29 protein-coding genes and 1 tRNA gene are annotated in these 22,395 nt (G+C 71.2%); 18 read left to right on the top strand and 12 right to left on the bottom strand.

The annotated features are described in order from the left end of the window. Window positions 1-118: 118 nt before the first annotated feature. Window positions 119-598: a thioredoxin family protein gene (locus tag VJ693_RS20820; RefSeq protein ID WP_324157356.1), complete on the bottom strand. Its 480-nt coding sequence runs from the start codon at window positions 596-598 to the stop codon at window positions 119-121. 94 nt (window positions 599-692) lie between these two features. Between VJ693_RS20820 and VJ693_RS20825 the strand changes: the two genes are divergently transcribed. The 4 genes from VJ693_RS20825 to VJ693_RS20840 all read left to right on the top strand — a co-directional run bounded on the left by VJ693_RS20825 (window position 693) and on the right by VJ693_RS20840 (window position 2,206). After that, window positions 693-1,382: a VIT family protein gene (locus VJ693_RS20825; RefSeq protein ID WP_324157358.1), complete on the top strand. Its 690-nt coding sequence runs from the start codon at window positions 693-695 to the stop codon at window positions 1,380-1,382. A 162-nt stretch (window positions 1,383-1,544) separates the two neighbouring features. Further along, complete coding sequence (locus VJ693_RS20830; protein ID WP_324157360.1) at window positions 1,545-1,760, top strand: CsbD family protein; 216 nt, start codon at window positions 1,545-1,547, stop codon at window positions 1,758-1,760. A 59-nt stretch (window positions 1,761-1,819) separates the two neighbouring features. Then, window positions 1,820-1,966 carry a lmo0937 family membrane protein gene (locus tag VJ693_RS20835; RefSeq protein ID WP_324157362.1) on the top strand — a complete coding sequence of 49 codons (147 nt, stop codon included), beginning with the start codon at window positions 1,820-1,822 and terminating at the stop codon, window positions 1,964-1,966. Window positions 1,967-1,984: 18 nt separating this feature from the next. Then, on the top strand, window positions 1,985-2,206 hold the full coding sequence (locus tag VJ693_RS20840) for a hypothetical protein (protein ID WP_324157364.1): 222 nt from the start codon (window positions 1,985-1,987) through the stop codon (window positions 2,204-2,206). Window positions 2,207-2,229: 23 nt separating this feature from the next. Here VJ693_RS20840 and VJ693_RS20845 read toward each other — a convergent pair whose 3' ends face one another. The 6 genes from VJ693_RS20845 to VJ693_RS20870 form a co-directional block, all read right to left on the bottom strand. Further along, the gene (locus VJ693_RS20845; protein ID WP_324157366.1) at window positions 2,230-2,454 is read right to left on the bottom strand and encodes a SlyX family protein; all 225 of its coding nucleotides are present in this window, start codon (window positions 2,452-2,454) and stop codon (window positions 2,230-2,232) included. A 55-nt stretch (window positions 2,455-2,509) separates the two neighbouring features. Next, window positions 2,510-3,073, bottom strand: a complete 564-nt coding sequence (locus tag VJ693_RS20850) for an ABC-type transport auxiliary lipoprotein family protein (protein WP_324157368.1) — start codon at window positions 3,071-3,073, stop codon at window positions 2,510-2,512. Further along, window positions 3,070-4,017: an MlaD family protein gene (locus tag VJ693_RS20855; RefSeq protein ID WP_324157370.1), complete on the bottom strand. Its 948-nt coding sequence runs from the start codon at window positions 4,015-4,017 to the stop codon at window positions 3,070-3,072. The genes VJ693_RS20850 and VJ693_RS20855 overlap by 4 nt, the downstream gene beginning before the upstream one ends. Window positions 4,018-4,030: 13 nt before the next feature. After that, window positions 4,031-4,783 (bottom strand): ABC transporter ATP-binding protein, encoded by a 753-nt coding sequence (locus VJ693_RS20860; RefSeq protein WP_324157372.1) that lies wholly within the window; start codon window positions 4,781-4,783, stop codon window positions 4,031-4,033. Between the two features lies 1 nt (window position 4,784). Next, the gene (locus VJ693_RS20865) at window positions 4,785-5,912 is read right to left on the bottom strand and encodes an ABC transporter permease (RefSeq protein WP_324157374.1); all 1,128 of its coding nucleotides are present in this window, start codon (window positions 5,910-5,912) and stop codon (window positions 4,785-4,787) included. A 141-nt stretch (window positions 5,913-6,053) separates the two neighbouring features. Beyond that, window positions 6,054-6,129, bottom strand: a tRNA-Ala gene (locus tag VJ693_RS20870). Between the two features lie 42 nt (window positions 6,130-6,171). Here VJ693_RS20870 and VJ693_RS20875 point away from each other — a divergent pair. From VJ693_RS20875 to VJ693_RS20895, 5 genes are all read left to right on the top strand, one after another. Continuing rightward, window positions 6,172-7,032, top strand: a complete 861-nt coding sequence (locus VJ693_RS20875) for an alpha/beta hydrolase (RefSeq protein WP_324157376.1) — start codon at window positions 6,172-6,174, stop codon at window positions 7,030-7,032. 165 nt (window positions 7,033-7,197) lie between these two features. After that, window positions 7,198-7,620, top strand: a complete 423-nt coding sequence (locus VJ693_RS20880; RefSeq protein WP_324157378.1) for a rubrerythrin family protein — start codon at window positions 7,198-7,200, stop codon at window positions 7,618-7,620. Window positions 7,621-7,722: 102 nt separating this feature from the next. After that, the gene (locus VJ693_RS20885) at window positions 7,723-9,069 is read left to right on the top strand and encodes a (Fe-S)-binding protein (RefSeq protein WP_324157380.1); all 1,347 of its coding nucleotides are present in this window, start codon (window positions 7,723-7,725) and stop codon (window positions 9,067-9,069) included. Window positions 9,070-9,086: 17 nt separating this feature from the next. Beyond that, window positions 9,087-9,665, top strand: coding sequence for a DUF3501 family protein (locus tag VJ693_RS20890; RefSeq protein ID WP_324157381.1), 579 nt, complete (start codon window positions 9,087-9,089; stop codon window positions 9,663-9,665). A gap of 70 nt (window positions 9,666-9,735) precedes the next feature. Beyond that, window positions 9,736-10,122, top strand: coding sequence for a VOC family protein (locus VJ693_RS20895; RefSeq protein ID WP_414652335.1), 387 nt, complete (start codon window positions 9,736-9,738; stop codon window positions 10,120-10,122). 4 nt (window positions 10,123-10,126) lie between these two features. Here the strand turns inward: VJ693_RS20895 and rarD are convergent, their stop codons facing one another. Continuing rightward, the gene (gene rarD / locus VJ693_RS20900) at window positions 10,127-11,011 is read right to left on the bottom strand and encodes an EamA family transporter RarD (RefSeq protein WP_324157382.1); all 885 of its coding nucleotides are present in this window, start codon (window positions 11,009-11,011) and stop codon (window positions 10,127-10,129) included. Window positions 11,012-11,173: 162 nt separating this feature from the next. On the opposite strand from rarD, the gene VJ693_RS20905 reads away from it, so the two are divergent. Together VJ693_RS20905 and VJ693_RS20910 are read left to right on the top strand one after the other, a co-directional pair. Continuing rightward, the gene (locus tag VJ693_RS20905) at window positions 11,174-11,443 is read left to right on the top strand and encodes a MoaD/ThiS family protein (protein ID WP_324157384.1); all 270 of its coding nucleotides are present in this window, start codon (window positions 11,174-11,176) and stop codon (window positions 11,441-11,443) included. A 4-nt stretch (window positions 11,444-11,447) separates the two neighbouring features. Beyond that, window positions 11,448-12,539: an exo-alpha-sialidase gene (locus tag VJ693_RS20910; RefSeq protein WP_324157386.1), complete on the top strand. Its 1,092-nt coding sequence runs from the start codon at window positions 11,448-11,450 to the stop codon at window positions 12,537-12,539. Here the strand turns inward: VJ693_RS20910 and VJ693_RS20915 are convergent. After that, complete coding sequence (locus VJ693_RS20915; protein ID WP_324157387.1) at window positions 12,536-13,261, bottom strand: pseudouridine synthase; 726 nt, start codon at window positions 13,259-13,261, stop codon at window positions 12,536-12,538. The genes VJ693_RS20910 and VJ693_RS20915 overlap by 4 nt on opposite strands. 183 nt (window positions 13,262-13,444) lie before the next feature. Here VJ693_RS20915 and VJ693_RS20920 point away from each other — a divergent pair, with 183 nt between their 5' ends. Continuing rightward, entirely contained in the window at window positions 13,445-13,990 is a 546-nt protein-coding gene (locus VJ693_RS20920; RefSeq protein ID WP_324157389.1) for a hypothetical protein, read from the top strand. Between the two features lie 14 nt (window positions 13,991-14,004). Here the strand turns inward: VJ693_RS20920 and VJ693_RS20925 are convergent, their stop codons facing one another. Both VJ693_RS20925 and VJ693_RS20930 read right to left on the bottom strand, forming a co-directional pair. Continuing rightward, window positions 14,005-15,051 carry a histone deacetylase family protein gene (locus VJ693_RS20925; RefSeq protein WP_324157390.1) on the bottom strand — a complete coding sequence of 349 codons (1,047 nt, stop codon included), beginning with the start codon at window positions 15,049-15,051 and terminating at the stop codon, window positions 14,005-14,007. A gap of 18 nt (window positions 15,052-15,069) precedes the next feature. After that, entirely contained in the window at window positions 15,070-15,507 is a 438-nt protein-coding gene (locus tag VJ693_RS20930) for a YchJ family protein (protein WP_324157392.1), read from the bottom strand. Between the two features lie 94 nt (window positions 15,508-15,601). Between VJ693_RS20930 and imuA the strand changes: the two genes are divergently transcribed. From imuA to VJ693_RS20960, 6 genes are all read left to right on the top strand, one after another. Next, window positions 15,602-16,456: a translesion DNA synthesis-associated protein ImuA gene (gene imuA, locus VJ693_RS20935; protein ID WP_324157394.1), complete on the top strand. Its 855-nt coding sequence runs from the start codon at window positions 15,602-15,604 to the stop codon at window positions 16,454-16,456. 186 nt (window positions 16,457-16,642) lie between these two features. Beyond that, the gene (locus tag VJ693_RS20940; RefSeq protein WP_324157395.1) at window positions 16,643-18,229 is read left to right on the top strand and encodes a DNA polymerase Y family protein; all 1,587 of its coding nucleotides are present in this window, start codon (window positions 16,643-16,645) and stop codon (window positions 18,227-18,229) included. A 309-nt stretch (window positions 18,230-18,538) separates the two neighbouring features. Next, window positions 18,539-19,042: a Spy/CpxP family protein refolding chaperone gene (locus VJ693_RS20945; protein ID WP_324157397.1), complete on the top strand. Its 504-nt coding sequence runs from the start codon at window positions 18,539-18,541 to the stop codon at window positions 19,040-19,042. 3 nt (window positions 19,043-19,045) lie between these two features. Beyond that, a complete protein-coding gene (locus VJ693_RS20950) occupies window positions 19,046-19,498 on the top strand; it encodes a hypothetical protein (RefSeq protein ID WP_324157399.1) in 453 nt (150 codons plus the stop codon). A 28-nt stretch (window positions 19,499-19,526) separates the two neighbouring features. Continuing rightward, a complete protein-coding gene (locus tag VJ693_RS20955) occupies window positions 19,527-20,237 on the top strand; it encodes a response regulator transcription factor (RefSeq protein ID WP_324157401.1) in 711 nt (236 codons plus the stop codon). Continuing rightward, complete coding sequence (locus tag VJ693_RS20960; RefSeq protein WP_324157402.1) at window positions 20,234-21,574, top strand: HAMP domain-containing sensor histidine kinase; 1,341 nt, start codon at window positions 20,234-20,236, stop codon at window positions 21,572-21,574. The genes VJ693_RS20955 and VJ693_RS20960 overlap by 4 nt, the downstream gene beginning before the upstream one ends. On the opposite strand, the gene VJ693_RS20965 is transcribed toward VJ693_RS20960, so the two are convergent. Then, a partial coding sequence (locus VJ693_RS20965) for a hybrid sensor histidine kinase/response regulator (protein ID WP_324157404.1) occupies window positions 21,525-22,395 on the bottom strand: 871 nt, incomplete at its 5' end. The two genes, VJ693_RS20960 and VJ693_RS20965, sit on opposite strands and share 50 nt — an antisense overlap.

The raw sequence follows: 22,395 nt of genomic DNA on the forward strand, positions 1-22,395 counted from the left end.
GGTGGCCAGCAGCAGCGCCGCCGTCATCGCGGCGATGGCTGTCATTGCGGGCTCGACCCGCAATCCATCCAGGCACGCCACCCCCGTGGATGCCGGGTCAAGCCCGGCATGACATGTCCTATTTCCCCGCATACCGCTTCAGGAACGCCACGAACTTCGCCTTGTCGTAATCCTTCTCCGCCTCCAGCGAGCCCGTCTCCTGCGAGTGAACCAGCTTACCCGTGCCATCCAGCACGAACAGGTGCGGATAGCCCTTGATCTTCGGCCACTTGGCCAGCAGGGACTCGTTCTTGTTCTGCGGCGACCAGTTCACCTTCACCCACACGTATTTCGCCTCGACCAGCGCCTTGACGTCGGCGTTGTCCTCGATGAAGTTGTCGAGCAGGTGGCACCACGAGCACCATTCGCCGCCCACGTCCACGATCACGCGCTTGTGCTGTGCCTTGGCCGCTGCCATGGCCGTCGCGACGTCCTTCGCGGCGTCGCGCGCGGGATCGAACCTGTTGGGAAGGTCCTGCGCGGGCGAGGCAAGCGGGAAAGCAAGGCACGCCGCGACCACCAGCCATCGTGCGGAACGGGAAAGTTCAATGAAGCGCATGAACCGTTTGTACCCGAATTTGCGCCAGCTCAGGGCCCGCGGGGTCATGTGGGGCCAGAATGAAACCATCTCCTTTGCCATCGGGTGAACCGCCATGCGTCACAGTGAGCGACATCGGGCCGATCGGATCGGCTGGCTGCGGGCCGCCGTCCTCGGCGCCAACGACGGCATCGTCTCCACGGCCAGCCTGGTCGTGGGGGTCGCAGCCTCGGGCGCCAGCCAGGCCAGCCTCCTGGTGACCGGTGTGGCGGGGCTGGTCGCCGGCGCGATGTCGATGGCTGCCGGCGAATACGTCTCCGTGCACTCGCAGGCCGACACCGAGAAGGCCGACCTCGCGCGCGAGCGCTCCGAGCTCGAGAAGGATCCCGCGGCCGAGCACCGCGAGCTGGCGGCCATCTATGTCGCACGGGGCCTCGAGCCTGATCTGGCGCGGCAGGTGGCCGAGCAACTGATGACCCGCGACTCGCTGGGCGCCCATGCGCGCGACGAACTGGGAATCTCGGTGGCCCTCAGCGCGCGGCCCATCCAGGCGGCGCTGGCGTCGGCGGCCAGTTTCGCGGTGGGTGCGGCGCTGCCCTTGGTGGTGACGGCACTCGCGTCCACGCACGGCGTGATTCCCTGGGTGTCGGGGACGGCGCTGATCTTCCTGGCGGGCTTGGGCGCCGTCGCCGCACGCGTGGGCGGCGCCGGTGTCCTCATGGGTGCATGGCGGGTGACGTTCTGGGGCGCACTGGCGATGGCGATCACCGCGGGCGTCGGTGCGTTGTTCGGCGCCATCGGCTGAGGGCCACGCCGGCTGATAGGCAGGTCGAGGCCAGTGTTCGGTAGCGCACAGAGCGCAGCCCGCTTGGCGCCTAGGCTTGCCAATTGCTCCTGTTTGTTGTCGGTGGCCTGCCACCGGCCGACAAAGGGAGTGTCGACACACCTCAACGGCAAGGAGATTCACATGAACTGGGACCAGATCAAGGGCAATTGGAAGCAAGTCACCGGCAAGGTCAAGGCGCAGTGGGGAAAGCTGACCGATGATGACCTCGACGTCGTCGCCGGCCACCGCGACCAGCTCGCCGGCAAGATCCAGGAGCGCTACGGCGTGGCCAAGGAAGAAGCCGAGAAGCAGCTCTCCGCGTGGGAGCGCAAGGCGACCGACTCGTGGTTCAAGTAGGCCGGGAAGCGCTTCTGATTCGCAACCGCGACTGACGCAACTCGAGACGGAGAAACAAGATGCTTGAAACCATCGCCATCATCCTGGTCGTCCTCTGGATCCTGGGCCTCGTCACCTCGTACACGATGGGCGGGCTCATCCACGTTCTCCTGGTCATCGCGGTCGTGGTGATTCTGGTGCGCTTGATTCAGGGCCGAGGCCTGTAGCGTTTCAGGAGGAACCTCATGAACACCATCAGGATCGCCGCGATCGCGCTGATCGTGGCGGGTGTGCTGGCCCTGCTGTACGGCGGATTCAGCTACACGAAAGACACCCATCAGGCCAAGCTGGGGCCGATCTCGCTGTCCATTCAGGAGAAGGAGACCGTGAACATCCCGGTCTGGGCCGGCGTGGCGGGCATCGTCATCGGTGGCGCTCTCCTGCTCTTCGGGGGCAAGGGGAATTGAGGTCTCGTGGGCCCTGGGGCCGCTCAGTAGTGGGGCGGCAGTTCCTCGCGCAGGCTGCGGAAGCCCGCCGGCTCGCTCGACGAGGCTTGCTGCCGCAGGCGCAGAAGCTCCTGCACCAGCAGGTCGATCTGCTGCTGCTGGCGCACGACGATGTCGTTCAGCCGCTCGACCAGATCCTCGGCGAACGCGGCCTTGACCTCCAGGTCGTCGAGGCGGCGTTCGATGTCTTCGGGGTGGAGCGGGGGCATGGGTGCAGCGGGGCCGTTGAGTGCCGGGTGATTGTCCGGCATGCGGCGTGCCGGCTCAGCGGGCAGGGGGCGCAGCGTGCGCGTCGACCCAGGCGGCCACGTCGTCGAGCAGGCCATCGAGCGCCTGCCGCATGCCGGACACCGCCCCGGCCGCATCGTAGGACGCGGCCGGCGCCGTCCGCGTGAAGCGCTGGCGCGCAATGATCGCGCGGCTGGCCGGGTCGATGAGCTCGACCGCGAGGGTGATGCGAGCCGCCCCGGGCGGTTGGCTGGCATCGTGGTAGATCTCTTCGAGCCGGCTGTTCAGCACCGGCTGCCCCGCTGCGGCCGTGCCGAGGCGCGACAGCAATTGCGCATGCAGGGCGCGCTGGGGCCGCTCGGTCCAGTGGCCGTACCGGTAGTACGCCCGCGTGCCGGGCTCGCGGCTGTACACGATGTCCTGCGTATCGTAGAAGCTCGCCGATGACGTCCGCGCGACCACCACCTTCGCTGCCGGGTCGGGTCCAGCCGCCGCGAGGGTGGTGGACTCGAGAATGAAATAGCGGTCCGGTTCGTGCGATCCCATCGAGCTGCACGCGCTCAGGGCCACCGCCACCAGAAGTGGGACGAGGTGTTTCATCGCTGACCCTCCCCGGGGCCGAGCTCGGCCGCGGCCGGGCCGAACAGGATTTGCCGCGGCTCGCGCAGGCGCCCGGCCGCGACGCCCACTGCGTCCGCCGCCGACCGCAGCGATTGTGCCGAGCTGCGCAATTCGTCGTCGCCGGCGGCGAGCAACGTGTCGGCGCGCTTGGTGAGCCGCTCGACATCGGCGCCCATCTTCTGCACCGCATCGCCCGCGTCCTTCACCGACGCGGCGGCCTGCGCGCCGAGCGCCTCGTAGCGCATGGTCAGCGTGCGCGCATCGGCTGCCACCGAGTTGGCCAGCGTGCGCAGGTCGTTCGCTGCGCCGCCGACCGAGCCGAGCGCCGCGTCGGTCTTGGACAGGGTCTGCTCCGCGTGCTGCGAGACGCGGCGCAGGTTGTTCAGGATGTCGGCGAACGCGGCCTGGTTCTCCGGCGAGAGGGTGGCGTTCAGGCGCTGCATCGTCACGTCGGCGCTTTGCGCCAGCTGCGTCAGCGTGGCAGACACCTGTTGCAGCGCGGATTCGCCTTCGGCGATCACTGCATGCTGTTCACCGGGCGGGACGTTGACCAGCGGCGGGCTCTGCTCGGTGGTGTTGGTCAGGCGCACGCTGGCGATCCCGGTGATCAGGTGCCGCTCGACGGTGGCACGCGTGCTCTCGAGCACCGGCGTGGTCGGCTCCACCGAGATGAAGACCTGGATCGCGCCGGGCTGGCGCGACGAGAAGCGAAAGCCCGTGACCGAGCCGACGCGCATGCCGCGCATCGTCACGTCGCTGCGCGGCTCGAGCCCTTCGAGCGACTGGCGCACGAAGTAGATCGTGTACAGGTGGGCATCGTTGCCTTGCCCGGTGCTGCGCAGCCACACGACGGCCCCGGCCAGCAGGGCGAGCAGGACGATCACGGCGGTTCCGACGATGGTGTATTTGGCTTCTGGTTCCATGGCGGGCCTGTGGTCACGTGGGGGCAGCATGCACTGCGAAGTAGTCGCGCAGCCACGGGTCGTCGGCTTGCTTCACCGAGTTGACCGGGCCGTCGGCGATGACCTTTCCACCGCCGATCGCGATCACCCGATCGGTGATCGACTCCAGCAGGTCCACGTCGTGCGTCACGATGAACACCGTGAGCCCGAGGCTGTCGGACAGCACGCGCAGCAGCTGGTTGAACTCGCGGGCGCCGACCGGATCGAGGCCCGAGGTGGGTTCGTCGAGAAAGACGATCTCGGGCTCGAGCGCCAGCGCCCTGGCCAGGGCCACCCGCTTTCGCATGCCGCCCGACAACTGCGCGGGCGACTTGGCGCAGGCGTTGGCGGGCAGCCCGACGAGCGCGAGCTTGAAGCCCACCAAGGGCGCGATCAGGTCCACCGGCAGATCGCTGTTCTCGCGAAACGGCACGGCGACGTTCTCGGCCACGGTGAGCGACGAGAACAGCGCGCCATCCTGGAACAGCACGCCGAAGCGCCGGCGCAGGGCATTGAGCTCGTCGGGGCTGCAATGCGCGACGTCGGTGCCGAGCAGCTCGACGGCGCCCTGGGTGGGGCGCATCAGGCCGATGATCTCCCTGAGCAGCACCGACTTGCCGCTGCCGCTGCCGCCGATGAGCCCCACCACCTCGCCGCGCTGCACGGCGAAGCTGATGCCGTCGTGCACCACCTGCGTCCCGAAGCGGGTGACGATCGAGCGCACGGCCAGCACAACATCGTCGTCCATCTCAGATCTCCAGGCGCTGGAACACGACGGCGAAGATCGCGTCCAGCGTGATGACCCAGACGATGCACTGCACCACCGTGGAAGTGGTGTTGTCGCCGACGCTGCGCGCGTCGCGCGTCACCGCCATGCCCATGCGGCAGGCGATCAAGGCGATGAAGGCCGCGAACACCGGCGCCTTCGCGAGGCCGACGACGAAGTGCCGCACTTCGAGCACGCCGTGCACGCGGTCGATGAAGACCTGCGGCGCGATGTCGAGTTGCCAGGTGCCCACCAGCATGCCGCCGACGATACCCGCGATGTCGCCGACGAACACGAGCAGGGGCAGCGCGAGGACGAGTGCGAGCAGCCGCGGGATGACCAGCACCTGGATCGGTGACAGGCCGAGCGTGCTGATCGCATCGATCTCCTCCTCGACCTTCATGGTGCCGATCTGCGCCGTGAAGGCCGCGCCGGAGCGGCCGGCGACCAGCACCGAGGCGAGGATCGGCGACAACTCACGGCACACGGCCAGGCCGATGCCGTCGGCCACGAACAGGTTGGCGCCGTAGCGCTGCGCCTGTACACCCAGCACGTAGGCGATCACCACGCCGATCAGGAAGTTCACCAGCGCGACGATGGGGATGGCATTGACGCACACCGCCTCGAACTGCGCGACCGTCTCGCGCGGCCTGAAAAGGCGCGGCCGCCGCAGCAGGGCCAGGGCCTCCAGCGTCACCGCGCCGATGAAGCCGGTGTGGGTTCTCACGAGGGCGCCGAGCTTGAGGGTGGCGGCGCCCACGTGCTGCACCAGCCCGAGGTGTGCCGACCGGCCGGTCGCGGCCGGCGTGGTCATGCGGTCGTGCACCAGGCGAAGCAAGCGGCCATGCCTGGGGTCGAAGCCGCGCGGCTTGACCATCGACTCGGTGCAGCCGATCTGCGCGAGATGGCGCAGCAGCATGAACCCGGCAGCGGTGTCCAGTTCCTCCAACCGGCTGCCGTCCACCACGAAGGCTTTCGCCGTGCGCAGCTGCAGGACGCGCAGGGCGTTCACGATGGCCGGCACGTTGGGCAGGCGCCAGGCACCCACCAGGTAGAGGACATCGGTGTCGTCCTCCACCTTGCGTTCGATCCACTGTGCCGGAACGTCCACTGTTGCGCCGTGCCTTTGCCTGCCGTGCGCGCTATTGTGCTTGGCGGCGGTGCTTGGTGGCGCAGGCGTTGCCAGGTGGCCAAAGCGCAGCCTGGAAACGACAAGGGGTCGCAGCCTCTCGGTGCAACCCCTTGGTGAATCTGGTGGAGACGAGGAGGATCGAACTCCCGACCTTCGCATTGCGAACGCGACGCTCTCCCAGCTGAGCTACGTCCCCAGTAAGCTTTGCATTCTAGCATCAAGAAAACGGGAGCCTTGAATGAGCCGAATCGACCGCCTCGACCCTGCGTGGCTGGACGCGCAGTACGACAACCGGGCCCGCGTGCCCGAGCACCCGGCCGTCTTCGAGCGCTGGCGCCAGGCCTCGCGGCTCGCGCGTGAAGGGGCGCGCTGCCAGCTCGACATCGCCTATGGCGACGGGGCCGACGAGCGGCTCGATGTCTTTCCCGCCGCGCAGCCCGGTGCGCCGGTGCTGGTCTTCATCCATGGCGGCTACTGGCGTGCCTTCGACAAGGCCGATCATTCCTTCGTCGCGCCCTCGTTCGTGGCCGACGGGGCGGCGGTCGTGGTGCCCAACTACAGCCTGTGCCCGGCGGCGAGCATCGAGCAGATCGCCCTGCAGCTCACGCGCGTCGTCGCCTGGGTGGCGCGGCATGCAGCCGGCTTCGGTGCCGATCCGTCGCGCATCGCGCTGGCCGGGCATTCGGCCGGCGGCCACCTGGCTGCGATGCTGTTGTGCTGTCGCTGGAAGGAGGTCGATGCCGATCTGCCGTTGCTGCCGGTGCAGGGCGCCCTGGGCATCTCGGGCCTGTACGACCTGGAGCCGATCCGCCTGACGCCGTTCCTGGCGGCCGACCTTCAGCTCACGCCGGCCAGCGTCAAGCGCCTGTCGCCGGCTTTCTTCCCGCGGCCGAAGCGGCCGCTGTACGCGGTGGTCGGCGGCGACGAGAGCGAGGAGTACCTGCACCAGAACCAGCTGATCCGCGACCAGTGGGGGCCGACGGCGGTGCCGGTGTGCGAGACCCTCGTCGGCCACCACCATTTCAGCATCCTGAGCAACCTGGCCGACCCGGCCGGCCGGCTGCACGACCTGGCGCTGCGCCTGCTCGGCTTGCGCTGACGGCGCCGGCCGCCGCTCAGGGTTGGCCCTGAGGCGCATAGCCCTCGCCTATGCCGCGTATTGACGCATTCGAATTGCCAAGCCCCCGCGGCCGCGCTAGCGTCAACGCTTGAGTCGCCGGCCGACGCCGCCGACCACGTCCCCACGTTGATTGAGGAGCATGTCATGGCATTGAAGGGTTCCAAGACCGAGCAGAACCTGAAGGACGCCTTTGCCGGCGAATCTCAGGCCAACCGCCGGTATCTGTATTTCGCAAGCAAGGCGGACGTCGAGGGCCAGAACGATGTGGCCGCGCTCTTCCGTTCCACCGCCGAAGGCGAGACGGGCCATGCCCACGGCCACCTCGAGTTCCTCGAGCACGGCTCGGGTGACCCGGCCACCGGCCTGCCGATCGGCCCGACGCGCGACAACCTGAAGGCTGCCGTCGCCGGCGAGACCCACGAGTACACCGACATGTACCCGGGCATGGCCCGCACCGCGCGCGAAGAGGGCTTCGACGAGATCGCCGACTGGTTCGAGACACTGGCCAAGGCCGAGCGCTCGCACGCCAACCGCTACACCAAGGCGCTGGAACAGCTCGTCGACTGATCCAGGAAATTTGTCCAAGGAGTTTGCGCGGATCCGGCTCGGCCGGTCCGCTGCAAAGCCCCCTCGGGGGGGCAGCGAACGGAACGGAAGCGTGGGGGCTCAATGACTCGTGAAGGCAACCTCGAGGCGCCGACTCGCCACCCGATCGCCTGGCAAAGCCCCGGCTATTACGACGAGGCCGAATGCCAGAAGGAAATGGAGCGGGTCTTCGACGTCTGCCACGGCTGCCGGCGTTGCGTGAGCCTGTGCCAGTCGTTCCCGACGCTGTTCGATCTGGTCGACGCCACCGCCGACGGCGAAGTGCATGGCGTGGCCAAGTCGGACTACGTGAAGGTCGTCGACCAGTGCTACCTGTGCGACCTGTGCTACATGACCAAGTGCCCCTATGTGCCGCCGCACCCGTGGAACCTCGACTTCCCGCACCTGATGCTGCGCGCCAAGGCGATCAAGTTCAAGCAGGGGCACGTGGGCGCCGGCGAGCGGCTGCTGGCCTCGACCGACGTGCACGGCCAGTTCGCAGGCATCCCGGTCGTCGTGCAGATCGTCAACGCGGTCAACAGGACCAAGACGATGCGCCGCGCGCTGGACAAGACGCTGGGCGTGCATCCCGACGCGTGGCTGCCCGACCTGGCCACGAGCCGCTTCCGCTGGAGCGCCAAGTCCAAGGGGGAGGCCACGGTGGTCACCAACGGCGCGCGCACGCCGGGCAAGGTGGCGATCTTTTCCACCTGCTACGTCAATTACAACGAGCCCGGCATCGGGCACGATCTGTTGAAGGTGCTGGCGCACAACGAGATCCCGTACGAGATCGTCGAGAAGGAAAAGTGCTGCGGCATGCCCAAGCTCGAGCTGGGTGACCTGGACGCGGTGGCCGAGCACAAGGCGGCCAACATCCCGGTGCTCGCGCGCTACGCCCGCGAGGGCTGGGCCATCGTCAGCGCGATCCCCAGCTGCACGCTGATGTTCAAGCAGGAACTGCCGCTGATGTTCCCGGACGACGCAGACGTGCTGGCGGTGAAGGAGGCGATGTTCGACCCCTTCGAGTACCTCGTGGCCCGCCACAAGGACGGCCTGCTGAAGACCGATTTCAAGGCCGCGCTCGGCAAGGTCAGCTACCACATCCCCTGCCACGGCCGCGTGCAGAACATCGGCCGCAAGACCGAGGAGATGTTCAAGCTGATCGGGCAGACCGTGGCGGTGCAGCTCAACACCGTCGAGCGCTGCTCGGGCCACGCCGGCACCTATGGCGTGAAGACGCCCTACCACCCGGTCGCGATGAAGATCGGCAGGCCGGTCTTCAAGGCCATGGCCAAGGACGAGCCCGACGTGATCAGCAGCGACTGCGCGCTAGCCGGCCACCACATCGCCCAAGGCATGGCGATTGCCGGCACGCCAGCCAAGGCGCTGCAACACCCTCTGAGCCTCGTACGCCGGGCCTACGGACTCTGACGATGAAGGACCCCGCGATGACGATCACCCGCGACAGCCTGCTGACCCTCGAGGCCTACGCCAGGATCCGCAAGACCGACAAGCCGGCGGTCATCGCCCACCGGCGGCTGCGCAGCGTGCACCTGGGCGAGCACATGACGCTGCAGTTCGAGGACGAGCAGACCATCCGCCGCCAGATCCAGGAGATGCTGCACATCGAGAAGATCTTCGACGAAGACGGCATCCAGGCCGAGATCGACGCCTACGCGCCGCTGGTGCCCGACGGCACGAACTGGAAGGCGACGATGCTGATCGAGTACCCCGACCCGAACGAGCGCAAGCGCGAGCTGGCGCGGCTGATCGGTGTGGAAGACCGGATGTTCGTCGAGGTCGAAGGCCACCCGCGCGTCTACGCGATCGCCGACGAAGACTTGGCCCGCGAGAACGACGAGAAGACTTCGTCGGTGCACTTCCTGCGCTTCGAGCTGGCCGCGGCCGCGCGTGAAGCGGTGCGTGCCGGCGCCGGCGTGAAGCTGGGGTGCGACCACACGCACTACCCGGCGCACGCCAGCATCGCGGCCGACACCCTCGCCAGCCTGGCCGGCGACCTGCGCTGAACCCGCTTTACGCCGCCCCGGCGGCGGCGTACAACCCTCCAGCGCGCAAGCCCGCGCGCTGGAGGACGCCATGGCCCTGCTCGACGATGCCCCGGTGACCTGCATCCTGCCGGTGAAGGACCTGACCCGCGCCCGTGCCTTCTACGAGCAGTGCCTGGGCCTGACGCCGCTGGGTGCCAAGCCCGACGGCAAGTTCATCTACCGTGCCGGCGGCACCGAGCTGGCGCTGTTTCCGAAGCCAGAGGGAACGAAGGCCGAGCACACCGCGCTGAGCTTCCGCGTGGCCGACATCGGCCGCGCGGTGGCCGAGCTCGAAGGGCGTGGCGTGGCGTTTGCCGATTACGACCTGCCGGGGTTGAAGACGATCGGCCACGTGTGCGTGCTCGGCTCCGAGAAGGCCGCCTGGTTCGAGGACACCGAGGGCAACATCCTCTGCCTGCACCAGGACCTGGCCTGATCGGTCAGGCCGCCGCGGGCGCCGCGGCCCGCCGCAGGCGCCACAGCGACTCGGCGCTGTACATCGCCAGGGCGATCCAGATCAGCACGAAGCCGAGCAGGCGCTCGTGCCGCAGCGGCTCGTGGAAGACCCACACCGCGAGGCCGAACTGGATGGTCGGTGCCAGGTACTGCAGCAGCCCGAGCGTGGCCATCGTGACGCGGCGCGCGCCGAAGGCGAACAGCAGCAGCGGCACGGCCGTCAGCGGGCCGGCGAACAGCAGCCAGGCCCAGGTGCCGGCGCTGGCGCCTTGCAGTGCGCCGCCGTGCAGGCTGAACCAGGCCAGCGCCGGCACGGCCAGCGGGGCCAGCAGCGCGGTTTCCAGCGCGAGGCCTTCCAGCGCGCCCAGCGGGGCCGTCTTGCGCAGCAGGCCGTACAGGCCGAAGCTGAAGGCGAGCGCCAGCGCGATCCAAGGTGGCACGCCGGCCGTCCAGGTCAGCCAGCCGACGCCGAGCGCGGCCACCGCCAACGCCCAGCGCTGCGCGGTGCGCAGCCGCTCGTGCAGGAACACCACGCCCAGCGCCACGTTGACCAGCGGGTTGATGAAGTAGCCCAGGCTCGCCTCCATCACCCGCCCGTTGTTGACCGCCCAGACGTAGACCAGCCAGTTGGTCGACAGCAGCACGGCGCTGGCGCCGAACACCGCCAGGGTGCGGGGCTGCCTGACGACGTCGGCGACCCAGGCCCAGCGCCGCATCACGGCCAGCAGCAGCACGACGAAGGCGAGCGACCAGACCGAGCGGTGCAGCACGATCTCCAGCGCCGGCACATCGGCCACCTGGTGGAAGTACAAGGGAAACAGGCCCCACAGGGCGTAGGACAGGGCAGCGGCAAGCAGGCCGGTGGGCATGGTGAGGTGAGGGCGGCCGCCGGTCAGCGGCCTGGGCAGAAGGGGTCGGACATTGTCGGCGCCGGCACCTGACCTGCGCCGGCGCGGGTGCATTCGCTGGCGGCGCGGGCTTGTCGGCCGGGCCTTGCCGGGTGGCCCGCCGGCCGCGATGATGGCCGCCCGATGCCCACCATCCAGTTCACGCCGCAGCTGCGCCGCTTCATCGCGGCGCCCGAGGTGCGCAGCAGCGCGACGACGCTGCGTGCCGTCCTCGAGGACGCGTTCGCACGCAACCCGCTTCTGCGCGGCTACGTGCTGAACGACCAGGGCGCGCTGCGCGCCAACGTGGTGGTCTTCGTCGATGGCGAGCGCTGCCACGAGCGCGTGCGCCTGGACCAGCCCCTGCAACCCGCCAGCGCGGTCTACGTGCTGCAAGCCCTGTCCGGAGGATGACGCGATGACCTCGAATGCCGCCGCCCACGACCGCGCTTGGGTCGCCACCCGCAAGGGCTTGTTCGAGCTGCGCCGCAGCGGCCCGGCCTGGCGCATCGCCCGCACCAGCTTCCTCGGCGAGCCGGTCAGCACCGTGCTGCCGCCGGACGCCAGCGGCCGCATGCTGGCCGCGCTGAACCTCGGCCACTTCGGCGTCAAGCTGCACGCGAGCGACGACGCCGGCCAGACCTGGGCCGAGCGGCCCGCGCCGGCCTACCCGCCCCAGCCCGAGGGCGCGCCCGGCCCGGCCTGGAACCTCGTGCAGATCTGGGTGCTGGAGCGTGCCGGCTCGCGGCTGCTGGCGGGCACGCTGCCAGGCGGACTGTTCGTCTCGGAAGACGGCGGCGCGAGCTGGCAGCTCAACCTGCCGCTGTGGAACCAGCCTGAACGTCCCGAATGGTTCGGCGGCGGCTACGACACGCCGGGCATCCACTCGATCAGCCCGCATCCGACGAAGCCCGACGAGTGGCTGCTGGCGGTGAGCTGCGGCGGGGTCTGGCACACCGCCGACGCGGGCCAGAGCTGGGCGATGCGCGGCGCGGGCCTGCGTGCCGCCTACATGCCGCCCGAGCGGGCCGAAGACCCGAGCGTGCAGGATCCGCACCGCGTGGCGCGCTGCACCGCGGTGCCCGAGGTGCTCTGGTGCCAGCATCACAACGGCATCTGGCGCACGGCCGACAACGCCAAGAGCTGGCAGGAGGTGACCACCGCGCCCTTGTCGAACTTCGGCTTCGCGGTGGCGGCGCACCCGAGCGACCCGCTGACCGCCTGGCTCGTGCCTGGCGTGGCCGACCAGCAGCGCGTGCCGGTCGGCGCCGCGCTGGCCGTGCAGCGCACGCGCGACGGCGGCAAGAGCTTCGACGAGCTGCGCGAGGGCCTGCCGCAGTCGAACTGCTACGACCTCGTCTACCGCCATGGCCTGGCGGTGGCGCCGGACGGCCGGCACCTGCTGATGGGCAGCACCACCGGCCAGCTCTGGGCCAGCGCCAACGGCGGTGACGTCTGGCAGCACGCCTTCGCCCACCTGCCGCCCATTCACGCGGTGCGCTTCGGTTAGGCCGGCGGGTCGTCGACCCAGGGCCCGCGCGCTCGCAGGGCCTGCCAGTCGAGCCCGGGCGGTGCCTCGAAACGCATCGCCCGGCCGTCGGCCGGGTGCGGCAGGCTCAGCTCGGTGGCGTGCAGCCAGAGCCGGTTGACGCTGAGCCACGCTGCCACCGCCCGGTTGTGCGGGCCCTTGCCGTGGGTCGCGTCGCCGATGATCGGATGGGCCATCTGTTTCAGGTGGCGCCGGATCTGGTGCCGCCGGCCGGTCAGTGGGCAGGCTTCGACCAGGGCGTAGCGGCTGGTCGGGTGGCGTGCGTCGACGGCGAACGGCCACTCGACACGAGCCAGCCGGCCGAACAGCGTGCGTGCCGGCAGGCGCGGCTGGCCGCTGCTCGGCGCTTCGGGGTCACGGGCCAGGGCATGGTCGAGATCGACCGATTCGGCCGGCCAGCCCCGCACCAGCGCGAGGTAGCGCTTGGCGACCGCCCCCTGCTCGAAGGCCGCGCCCAGGGTGCGCGCCGCGGCCGGGGTCCACGCCAGCACCAGCAGGCCCGAGGTGCCCTTGTCCAGCCGGTGCGCCGGCGCCAGCGTGGCGGTGGCGTCGCGGCCGAGCTGCACGCGCAGTCGATCCAGCAGCGTGTCGGTCTCGTGTGCGTCCAGGCCGCTGCGATGCACCAGCAGGCCGGCCGGCTTGTCGACGACGAGCAGCGACGCGTCGCGATACAGGATGTTCACGGGGTTCGATGGGTCGCGCATCTCGTCGGGTCGCGCAGGGTGTGGGGCCGGCGCGACGAAGTCGCCGGTGCACACCCTATGGGTTAGGGAGACACCCTCTTTCGAGGGAATGACACGGTTGGTTGCGCCCTGAAAAATGATGGACATGTGCAGTCGCCATGATGCGTCGGCACGGAGACCATCATGCCTACCACCTACTACCTCGGCTACCGCTCGCTCTTCGTCACGCTCACCGCCTGGGCCGCCATCATGCTGGCGGCCGTCGCCTGCGCCTTCGGCGTGCTGCAGCAGGCGTCGCTCGCATCGTGGGTGCCGGGGCTGGATGCCGCCGTGCAGGCCGGGCCGATGCCGGCGGGCAGCGACGCGCTGCTGGGCTACCTGCCGTGGGTCACCGGCGCCGGGATGCTGGTCTCGGCCGCGCTGCTGGTGGCGGCTGTCGGCCTGCAGATGCGGCTGGAGTGGGCGCGCCGCGCGTTCATCGGCCTGGTGGTGGTGGCGATCGTGGCCAACCTCGCGAGCCTGTGGCTGCAGCATGAGTTCGTGCAGTCGCTGGTCGATGCCACGCTGCGCGATTCGCCGCTGCCTTACCGCGCGCTGGGCGTGTTCGGCGGCTTCGCGACGGCGGCCAAGGTGCTGTCGGGCATCGTCACGCTCGTGGCCTGCGGCCTGCTGGCCTGGGTGATCCGCCGCCTGATGTCGCCCAAGGTGCGGCAAGAGTTCGTCGCCTGAAGCACTGAGTTCATTCAAGCCGCTTCAAACCCTTCGAGCACGTTCACCACGTTGATGCCCATCGCCGCCACCGCGTAGCCGCCCTCGAGCGTGAACACGGTCGGCAACTTCAGCGCCGCGATGTGGCGGCCGACGTGCGGGTAGTCGGCGCTGGCCAGCGTGAAGCGCGAGATCGGGTCGCCCTCGTAGGTGTCCACGCCCAGTGCGACCACCAGCGCGTCGGGCGCGAAATCGGCGATGCGCTGCAGGGCCTGGCCCAGCGCGCCGTGCCAGGCCGCGAAATCGCTGCCGGCCGGCAGGGGCAGGTTCAGGTTGTAGCCGAAGCCCTCGCCCTCGCCGCGCTCGTCGGCATGGCCGAGGTAGAAGGGGTACTCGGTGCGCGGGTCGCCGTGGATCGAGACGGTGAGCACGTCCGGCCGCTCGTAGAACAGGCTTTGCGTGCCGTTGCCGTGGTGGTAGTCGACATCGAGCACCGCGACGCGCCTGGCACCCGCGTCGCGCAGCGCCTGCGCGGCCAGCGCGGCGTTGTTCAGGAAGCAGTAGCCGCCGAAGAAATCGGCCCCGGCGTGGTGCCCGGGCGGGCGGGTCAGCGCCACCGCGGCGCGCGGCGCGCCGGGCTGGCGCAATGCACTGGCGGCGGCCAGTGCGCAGGCGGCACCCGCCTCGGCGGCGGCCCAGGTGCCGGCCGTCAGCGGTGTGCCCGCGTCGAACGAATACAGGCCCATGCGGGCCGCGAAGTTGGTGGGCTCCACGTCGTCGCGAAAGCCGCGCACCGGCCAGACCGAGGGCAGTGCGTCCTGCGCCGCATGGGCCGGGTCGAGCGCGACCCACTGGTCCCACGCGCTGGCGAGGAAATCGAGGTAGCGCGGCGCGTGGATGCGCTCCAGCGCGGTGCGGGGGATCGGGGGCGCCTCGCGCAGCTCGCCCACCGGGCGTCGGGCCAGTTCGGCCAGCACGTGCTCGAGGCGGGCCGGGGTTTCGTGGCAGGGCACGAGCTGGCCGCGGAACATCTCGTGCCGGCCCTCGTGGCGGGCGTGCAGCGGGTTGGCGTAGATCAGCATGGCAGGGCGGTCCGTCGGTCAGAGTGAGGCGGGGTGGCGCATCTCGCCGTCGAGGTAGAGCCATCGGCCTTCGTTTCCTTGGGGGCCGGCCGGCTCGCGCACGAAGCGGCTGGTCTCGTGCAGGCGCATGGCGCGGCCGCCGAGCTTGCTGCGGGCGACGAACTCGACCGTGGCGTGGTCGGCGTCCTGGAGCGTGTGCCGGCGCACCTCGAGGCCCAGCCACTTCAGGCCCGGCTCGTTCGGCAGGGTCGCGGCCGGCCGCGTGCTCGGGTGCCAGGTGGCGAGCAGGTAGTCGGCGAGATCGAGCACGTAGGCGCTGTAGCGCGATCGCATCAGTGCCTCGGCGTCGGGCGCGGGCTCGCCGCGGTGGAAGCGGCCGCAGCAGGTGTCGTAGGTGAGCGGCTGGCGCTTGGCGCCGAGGCGGCCGCAGGGGCAGGGGCCGGGGGTGAATGACATGCGTGCATCTTGCACGAGCCCCACGCCGGGTCTTTCGGCGCGCGCTTGACCCCTCACTGGCGAAGCCTAAGATGCTGTATAAATAAACAGTACCATGGCGCACTCTTCCCCTTCGTTTTCAGCTTCCCCGGGCCGGGCGGCGCTGCTGGCCGAGCCGAGCGCGCTGCACCCGGCGCTGTGGCGCGCCCGCAGCGGCCCGGGCGCATCGGGCGGCGAGGGCGCCGTGCCGAGCGGCTTCGCGGCACTCGATGCCGAGTTGCCCGGCGGCGGCTGGCCGGTGCGGGTGCTGACCGAGTTGCTGCTGCCCGAGCCAGGCGTCGGTGAGATCCGTCTGCTCGCGCCGCTGCTGGCCGGGCTGGCCCAGGCCGGGCGCGGCGTGATGCTGTTCGACCCGCCGGCCGAGGTCAACGCGGTGGCGCTGGCCGAGCTGGGCTGGCCACCGGGGCAGTGCATCGTCGTGCGCTCGTGCAAGCCAGCCATGCAGCCCGGCCCTGGGGGCGCGCTCAAGAAGCCATCCCTGCGGCGGCGAGGCGGGGGGCCGGGGGCCGAGCTGTGCTGGGCCGTCGAGCAGGCCTTGCGCAGCGGCCAGGCGGGGGCCGTGCTGGCCTGGCCGGGCGCCGCGGCGCGGCCCGAGGTGCTGCGCCGCCTGCAGCTGGCCGCCCAGGGGCACGAGGGGCCGGCCTTTCTGCTGCGCGAGCTGGCCGCGCAATCTCAGCCCAGCCCGGCGCCGCTGCGGGTGGTGCTGCAGCCGGCCGGCGGCGACGAGCTCGCGCTGCAGATCGTCAAGCGCCGCGGCCCGGCGATGGGCGAGCCGCTGCGGCTCGCGCTGGCGCCGGTGCTGTCCGAGCGGGCGCTGGCCAAGGCGCGGCTGCTGCCGGTCGTGGCATGGCGCTCGGCGCCGGCCACGGCCCCAGCCCCGGCCACCACCCGCCGGCCTTTCGCGGCCTGAGAGGCTGGGAGTCTTTCACCCATGCCCGCCTTGCACGCCAAAACACCCCCGCTCGTCGTTGCAAATGCTCGCCATAGCCCGAGCTATGGCTGTGCTTTGCGCCTAGATCGCGGGCGTTTCGACGCGCCTTTCTGGCATGGCCGAAAAACTCTCAGCCTCTGAGCACCGTGCTGCGCCCCCATTGCCATGCTCTGGATCGGTCTGCACCTGCCGCTGCTGTCCCTCGAGGCCTTCTGTGCCCGGATGGGGGCCGAGGCCGCACTGCCGGTGGCCTTGCAGGAGCAGCACCGCATCGTGGCGGCCAATGCGGCGGCGGCGGCACGTGGTGTCGCGCCGGGCATGAAGCGCGCCACCGCGCTGGCGCTGGCGCCCGAGCTGGTGCTGGGCCAGGCCGACCCCCGGCGTGACGCCGAGGCGCTGCAGGCGGTGGCACATGTGCTGCTGGCCTTCACGCCGACCGTGGTGCCGGCCCCGCCGGATGGCCTGCTGGCCGAGGTCCAGGCCAGCCTGCGCTGCTTCGGCGGCCCGGCGCGGCTGTGGCAGCGCATCGCCGACGCACTGGCCCCGCTCGGCCACCGCGTGCAGCGTGCCCATGCGCCGAGCGCGCTGGGCGCGTTGCTGCTCGCCCGCGCGCAGGACGACCCGCACCCGCCCGACGCACTCACCCGCGCGGCGCTGTGCCCGGCCGGCCATGGCGCGGCGGGCGACCCTGCCGGCCGCCGTGCAGCCGACGATCCCGCCTGGGCCGCGTTGCACCAGCGCCTGGTCGCCTTGCCGGCCGCCTGGCTGGCGCCCGATGAGGCCGCCTGCGCGCAGATGGAGGCGATGGGCCTGCGCACGCTGGCCGATCTGCGCCGCCAGCCGCGCGGCGGCCTGGCGCGCCGCTTCGGCCCGGGCGTGCTGTCGGCGCTGGATCGCGCCTGGGGCTTGGCGCCGGATCCGCTGGAGCCGATCGCGCCGCCCTTGCGTTTTCACAGCCAGGTCGAGCTCTGGGCCCGGGCCGACAACACCGATGCACTGCTGGGCGGCGCCCAGGTGCTGCTCGTGCGCCTGCTGGCCTGGGCGCAGGCGCGGCATGCGCGGGTGCAGCGCTTCACGCTGCTGCTGCACCACGAGAGCCGGCTGCGGGCGAATTCACAGGGCGAGGCGGGGGTGCAGCTCAGCCGGGTGGACATGGCACTGGCCGAGCCCACCGGCGACGCGCGCCACCTGCAGGCGGTGCTGCGCGAGCGCCTGGCGCGCGAGCCGCTGGCCGCGCCGGTGCACACGATGGGGCTGGCCTGCGACGAGCCGGTGCTGGGCCCGCCGCCCGACGGCGAACTGTTTCCCAGCCAGGCCGGCCAGCGCGAGGGCTTCCTACGCCTGGCCGAACGGCTGCAGGCCCGGCTCGGCCGCGACGCGGTGCAGCGCCTGGCCGTGCATGCCGACCACCGCCCCGAGCGCGCGACCGTGCAAGAAGACGCCACCACCCGGGCCACCGCGGCCGCGCCCGTCCCGCCGGGGCCCACCCACCGCCTGACCCGACCCACCTGGCTGCTGCCCACGCCGCAAGCGCTGCCCGAGCGCGCCTCGCGCCCCTGGCTCGGCGGCCAGCCGCTGCACCTGCTGGCCGGCCCCGAGCGCATCGAGACCGGCTGGTGGGACGGCGACCTCGTCTGCCGCGACTACTTCGTCGCCCAGCAGCACGACGGCGCGCTGCTGTGGGTCTACCGCCTGCGCCCGGTGCCGCCGGCCGGCGAGCCGGGCTGGTTCCTGCATGGCCGCTTTGGCTGAAACCGTGCCCCCATGTCCCCTTCCGGGGGCGCCTTGCAGGCCGCGCCGGGCCAGTGGCCCGGCCCCTCGCCAGGCACGAACAGTCCACTGGACTGTTCATGTCCGGGCTCGGCCCCCCCGGGGGGGCTCGCGCAGCGGACCGGCTTCAGCCGGATCCGCGCACGCCACTTGGGGTGCGGCGGCTCTGCGAGCGCCGCATCGGGTGGGGGCGAAAAGAAACGAAACACGCTGATACGGCGGTGAAAGGACGTGGGCGGGCCCGGCCGGCACGATGGCGCCACCTCACATCACCTCACCGAAGGAGTCGCCATGCGAACCTGGATCAAGAACACCCTCATCGCCGCCCTGGGCGCCAGCGTCGCGCTGGGCAGCCTGGCCTTCGCGAACAGCGCCCGCATGGGTGGCTGCGGTTGGCACGCCGGCGGGCCGATGAGCGAGGCCGACGCTGCCAAGTGGCGCGACAAGATCATCGACCGCGCGACCAGCGAGCTCTCGCTCGATGCCAACCAGCGCCAGAACCTCGTCGCGCTGGCCGACACGCTGCACTCGCAGCGCCAGGCCATGATGGGCGGCAGCACGAACCCGCGCGAGCAGCTGCAGGCGCTGTTTGCCGGCGACAAGTTCGATGCCGCCCGGGCGCAGAGCCTGGTGCAGGACAAGACCGAGGCGTTGCGCACCGCGAGCCCGGCGGTCATCGCTGCCATCAGTACCTTCTACGACGGCCTGCGCCCCGAGCAGCAGCAGAAGCTGCGCGATTTCATGGCGCGCGGCGGCCACCACGGCTGGCATGGCGCGAACGGCGCGCGGGGGTGAGCCATGTGGCCCCCGAGCTCCCGACGCTCGCTGGCGGCCGCGGCGCTGGCCGCTCCCGTTGCGCGGCCTGGCGCAGGCTGGATGGGGCGGCACCGCCCGATCGGCCGCAGCCTGATGACGCTGGCCATCGGCCTGCTGGCCGGCCCGGCGCTGCTGCTCGATGCGGCCACGCCGGCGGCAGACGGCGGCCTGGTGGCCTGGCATGCGCTCAGCACCGCCGCGCTGGCCGGACTGGCGCTGTGGTCGTTGTGGACGCCGCAACTGCCGCGCGAAGCGGGTCGGGCGATCGCGCGCGCCGTCGGCCTGCTGATGCTGGCCGCCCTGGCGGTGGCGGCGCAACGGCTGCCGCCAGCCAGCGCCGGCGCCTCCGTGGAAGCGTTCGTCGCGATGGCGGCGGTCGCCTCCTCGCTGCTGCTCGTCGGTGCCCGCTGGGCCCGGCAGGAGATCGACTGGTGACCGCCATGTCTTGTGCCACCATCCCCGCATGCCGCGCATCCTGCTGATCGACGACGACGAGCTCCTGGCCCCACCGCTGGCTGCCTACCTCAAGCGCTTCGACTTCGAGCTGGCCTGGGCCGGGCGGCCCAGCGAGGGCCTGGCCCGCCTGCGCGACGAGCCGTTCGATGCGGCGATCCTCGACGTGATGCTGCCCGAGATGGACGGCTTCGAGTTGCTGCGCACGATCCGCCGCGGTGGCGGCCCGGCGGCCCAGATGCCGCTGATCATGCTGACCGCGCGCGGCGAGCTGCCCGACAAGGTCGTCGGCCTCGAGCTCGGTGCCGACGACTACCTCGCCAAGCCCTTCGAGCCGCGTGAACTGGCGGCGCGGCTGACCACCGTGCTGCGCCGCCATCGCCCGGCCGCTGCCGCCGCGCCGCCCGCGCCGCCGGATCAGCTCCGCTTCGACGGCATCGTGGTCGACCTCGCGCGGCGCGAGGTCCGGCGCCACGGCAGCCCGGTGGAGCTGACCGGCACCGAGTTCGAGCTGCTGGCGCTGCTGGCCGGCGAGCCGCGCAAGGTCTTCAGCCGCGACGAGATCCTGAACCGCCTGCGCGGCCACGACGCCGACCTGGCCACCCGCGCGGTGGACATCCTCATCTCGCGCCTGCGCCGCAAGCTCGAGCCGCTGGACTGCATCAAGACGCTGCGCAATGCCGGCTACGCCTTTGCCGGCGCACCGGTGCACACCGCATGAGGACGCACGCGGCCGCCCCGGCCTGGCGCCACCACCCCAACCCGAGCTGGCACCAACGGTGGCATCGGCGCATGCGCCACTCGCTGGGGCTGCGCCTGGTCGTGCTGTTCATGGCGCTGGCGCTGGCGATCAGCCTGACCTTCATGTTCGGCATGCAGCGGGCGTTCACGACCGGCTGGCAGGACGTCATCAAGCCGCTGGTGGCCGACTACGTCGACCGCCTGGCCGCCGACCTCGGCAGCCCGCCGGACGTGGCGCGGGCGCAGGCGCTGACGGCGCGGCTGCCGCTGACCATCGAGATCGAGGGCCCGGTGGTGCAGTGGCGCTCGGCGCCGCCGCGGCCGGGCTTCGTCGAGGCGCACCCGCACGAGCTGCTGGTGCGCCACACGGCCGACGGCCACCGCATCCGCTTCGGCCTGGACGCGCAGGCCTGGATGCAGCGCCCGCGCATGATCGGCTGGATCACGCTGGCCGTGCTGCTGATGCTGACCGCGCTGGCCTGGAAGCTGGCCCACCTGCTGTTCGGCCCCTTGAAGGAGATCGGCGCCGGCGTCGAGCGCTTCGGCCGGGGCGATTTCAGCCAGCCGATCCCGCTGCACCGGCACGATGAACTGGGCGTGCTGGCCGAACAGGTCAACACGATGGCCGCCGACCTGCACGGCATGCTCGACGCCAAGCGCGCGCTGCTGCTGGCGATCAGCCACGAGCTGCGCTCGCCGCTGACGCGGGCCCGGCTGAATGCCGAGCTGGTGCCCGAGGGCCCCGAGCGGGACGCCTTGCTGCGCGACCTGGCCGAGATGCGCGACCTCGTGACCAGCCTGCTCGAAAGCGAGCGCCTCGCGCAGCCGCACGCCGCGCTGCAGCGCGAGCCGACCGACCTGGCCGCGCTGGTGGCCACGCTGCGGGCGGGCCCCCTCGCCGGGCGCGCCCTGGTGGTCGATCTGCCGCCCGATCTGCCGCCGGCCGAGGCCGACAAGACGCGGCTGACGCTGCTGCTGCGCAACCTGATCGACAACGCTCTGCGCCATGCCGGCGACGCGGCGCAGCCGCCGGAGCTCGGCGCGCGCTGGGACGGCGCGACGCTGACGCTGACGGTGCGCGACCACGGCCCCGGCGTGCCGCCCGAGCTGCTGGCGCACCTGGCAGAACCCTTCTACCGCACCGACTCGGCGCGCCAGCGTGCCACCGGCGGCGTCGGGCTCGGGTTGTACCTGTGCCGGCTGGTCGCCCAGGCGCATGGCGGCAGCCTGCGCTTCGAGGCCGCCGAGCCGGGGCTGCGGGCGGTCGTCAGCCTGCCGTGGGCAGCTTCGACAGCAGCGCGTCCATCGTCCGGTTGAAGACGGCGAAATCCAGCGGCTTGGTCCAATAGTCGGCGAAACCGCCCTCCATGGCCTGGCGGATGTCTTCGGGCATCGCATTGGCCGACAGCGCGATGCAGGGAATGCGCAGCGTGCGCGGGTCGCCGCGCAGCCGCTCGAGCACGGCCAGGCCGTGCAGGTCGGGCAGGTGCATGTCGAGCAGGATCAGCGAAGGCGACAGCTCGGTCGCGAGCTGCAGGCCGCTGACGCCGTCGGGTGCGCTGTGGAACTGCAGGCCGGCACGGCGCTTGGCCAGCTCCTGCACGATCATCACGTTGACCGGGTTGTCCTCGATGTAGAGCAGCACCGGCGCCTGGCCGTGCGGTGGCGGCGCGGGCACCGGGGCACCGGCCAGCAGCTCGGCCAGCGGGGCCGGCGGCGCCTCGATCTCGCGCAGCAGCCAGAGCTCGAATTCGCTGCCTTCGCCCGGTGTGCTGCGGGCGCCGACCTCGCCGCCCATGCGCTCCATCAAGGTCTTGACGACCGCCAGGCCGATGCCGACACCCGGCACGCCGGGCTGCCGCTCGGCAGCGCGCTGGAAGGGCTCGAAGGCGCGTGCCAGCGCCTCTTCCGTCATGCCGTAGCCGCCATCGCGCACGGTGATGCACAGCTGGCCGTGCGGCAGGGCCCGGGCACTCAGGTCCACCCAGCCGCCCGGCCGGTTGTACTTGACGGCGTTGGTCAGCAGGTTGAGCAGCACCTGCTTCAGCCACAGCGGGTCGGCGTGGGCCGTCAGGCCGGGTGTGCAGGGCTCGCGCCGCAGTGCCACGCCGCGCTCGGCCGCCGCGCCCTCGACCAGC

It is taken from the genome of Ideonella sp., assembly GCF_035254525.1.
GTDB lineage: Bacteria > Pseudomonadota > Gammaproteobacteria > Burkholderiales > Burkholderiaceae_C > Ideonella.

Excerpts from the sequence above, each read along its gene's own strand:
- VJ693_RS20820 (WP_324157356.1), bottom strand. The coding sequence starts at position 598 with ATGCGCTTCATTGAACTTTCCCGTTCCGCACGATGGCTGGTGGTCGCG.
- VJ693_RS20825 (WP_324157358.1), top strand. The coding sequence starts at position 693 with ATGCGTCACAGTGAGCGACATCGGGCCGATCGGATCGGCTGGCTGCGG.
- VJ693_RS20830 (WP_324157360.1), top strand. The coding sequence starts at position 1,545 with ATGAACTGGGACCAGATCAAGGGCAATTGGAAGCAAGTCACCGGCAAG.
- VJ693_RS20835 (WP_324157362.1), top strand. The coding sequence starts at position 1,820 with ATGCTTGAAACCATCGCCATCATCCTGGTCGTCCTCTGGATCCTGGGC.
- VJ693_RS20840 (WP_324157364.1), top strand. The coding sequence starts at position 1,985 with ATGAACACCATCAGGATCGCCGCGATCGCGCTGATCGTGGCGGGTGTG.
- VJ693_RS20845 (WP_324157366.1), bottom strand. The coding sequence starts at position 2,454 with ATGCCCCCGCTCCACCCCGAAGACATCGAACGCCGCCTCGACGACCTG.
- VJ693_RS20850 (WP_324157368.1), bottom strand. The coding sequence starts at position 3,073 with ATGAAACACCTCGTCCCACTTCTGGTGGCGGTGGCCCTGAGCGCGTGC.
- VJ693_RS20855 (WP_324157370.1), bottom strand. The coding sequence starts at position 4,017 with ATGGAACCAGAAGCCAAATACACCATCGTCGGAACCGCCGTGATCGTC.
- VJ693_RS20860 (WP_324157372.1), bottom strand. The coding sequence starts at position 4,783 with ATGGACGACGATGTTGTGCTGGCCGTGCGCTCGATCGTCACCCGCTTC.
- VJ693_RS20875 (WP_324157376.1), top strand. The coding sequence starts at position 6,172 with ATGAGCCGAATCGACCGCCTCGACCCTGCGTGGCTGGACGCGCAGTAC.
- VJ693_RS20880 (WP_324157378.1), top strand. The coding sequence starts at position 7,198 with ATGGCATTGAAGGGTTCCAAGACCGAGCAGAACCTGAAGGACGCCTTT.
- VJ693_RS20885 (WP_324157380.1), top strand. The coding sequence starts at position 7,723 with ATGACTCGTGAAGGCAACCTCGAGGCGCCGACTCGCCACCCGATCGCC.
- VJ693_RS20890 (WP_324157381.1), top strand. The coding sequence starts at position 9,087 with ATGACGATCACCCGCGACAGCCTGCTGACCCTCGAGGCCTACGCCAGG.
- VJ693_RS20895 (WP_414652335.1), top strand. The coding sequence starts at position 9,736 with ATGGCCCTGCTCGACGATGCCCCGGTGACCTGCATCCTGCCGGTGAAG.
- rarD (WP_324157382.1), bottom strand. The coding sequence starts at position 11,011 with ATGCCCACCGGCCTGCTTGCCGCTGCCCTGTCCTACGCCCTGTGGGGC.
- VJ693_RS20905 (WP_324157384.1), top strand. The coding sequence starts at position 11,174 with ATGCCCACCATCCAGTTCACGCCGCAGCTGCGCCGCTTCATCGCGGCG.
- VJ693_RS20910 (WP_324157386.1), top strand. The coding sequence starts at position 11,448 with ATGACCTCGAATGCCGCCGCCCACGACCGCGCTTGGGTCGCCACCCGC.
- VJ693_RS20920 (WP_324157389.1), top strand. The coding sequence starts at position 13,445 with ATGCCTACCACCTACTACCTCGGCTACCGCTCGCTCTTCGTCACGCTC.
- VJ693_RS20925 (WP_324157390.1), bottom strand. The coding sequence starts at position 15,051 with ATGCTGATCTACGCCAACCCGCTGCACGCCCGCCACGAGGGCCGGCAC.
- VJ693_RS20930 (WP_324157392.1), bottom strand. The coding sequence starts at position 15,507 with ATGTCATTCACCCCCGGCCCCTGCCCCTGCGGCCGCCTCGGCGCCAAG.
- imuA (WP_324157394.1), top strand. The coding sequence starts at position 15,602 with ATGGCGCACTCTTCCCCTTCGTTTTCAGCTTCCCCGGGCCGGGCGGCG.
- VJ693_RS20940 (WP_324157395.1), top strand. The coding sequence starts at position 16,643 with ATGCTCTGGATCGGTCTGCACCTGCCGCTGCTGTCCCTCGAGGCCTTC.
- VJ693_RS20945 (WP_324157397.1), top strand. The coding sequence starts at position 18,539 with ATGCGAACCTGGATCAAGAACACCCTCATCGCCGCCCTGGGCGCCAGC.
- VJ693_RS20950 (WP_324157399.1), top strand. The coding sequence starts at position 19,046 with ATGTGGCCCCCGAGCTCCCGACGCTCGCTGGCGGCCGCGGCGCTGGCC.
- VJ693_RS20955 (WP_324157401.1), top strand. The coding sequence starts at position 19,527 with ATGCCGCGCATCCTGCTGATCGACGACGACGAGCTCCTGGCCCCACCG.
- VJ693_RS20960 (WP_324157402.1), top strand. The coding sequence starts at position 20,234 with ATGAGGACGCACGCGGCCGCCCCGGCCTGGCGCCACCACCCCAACCCG.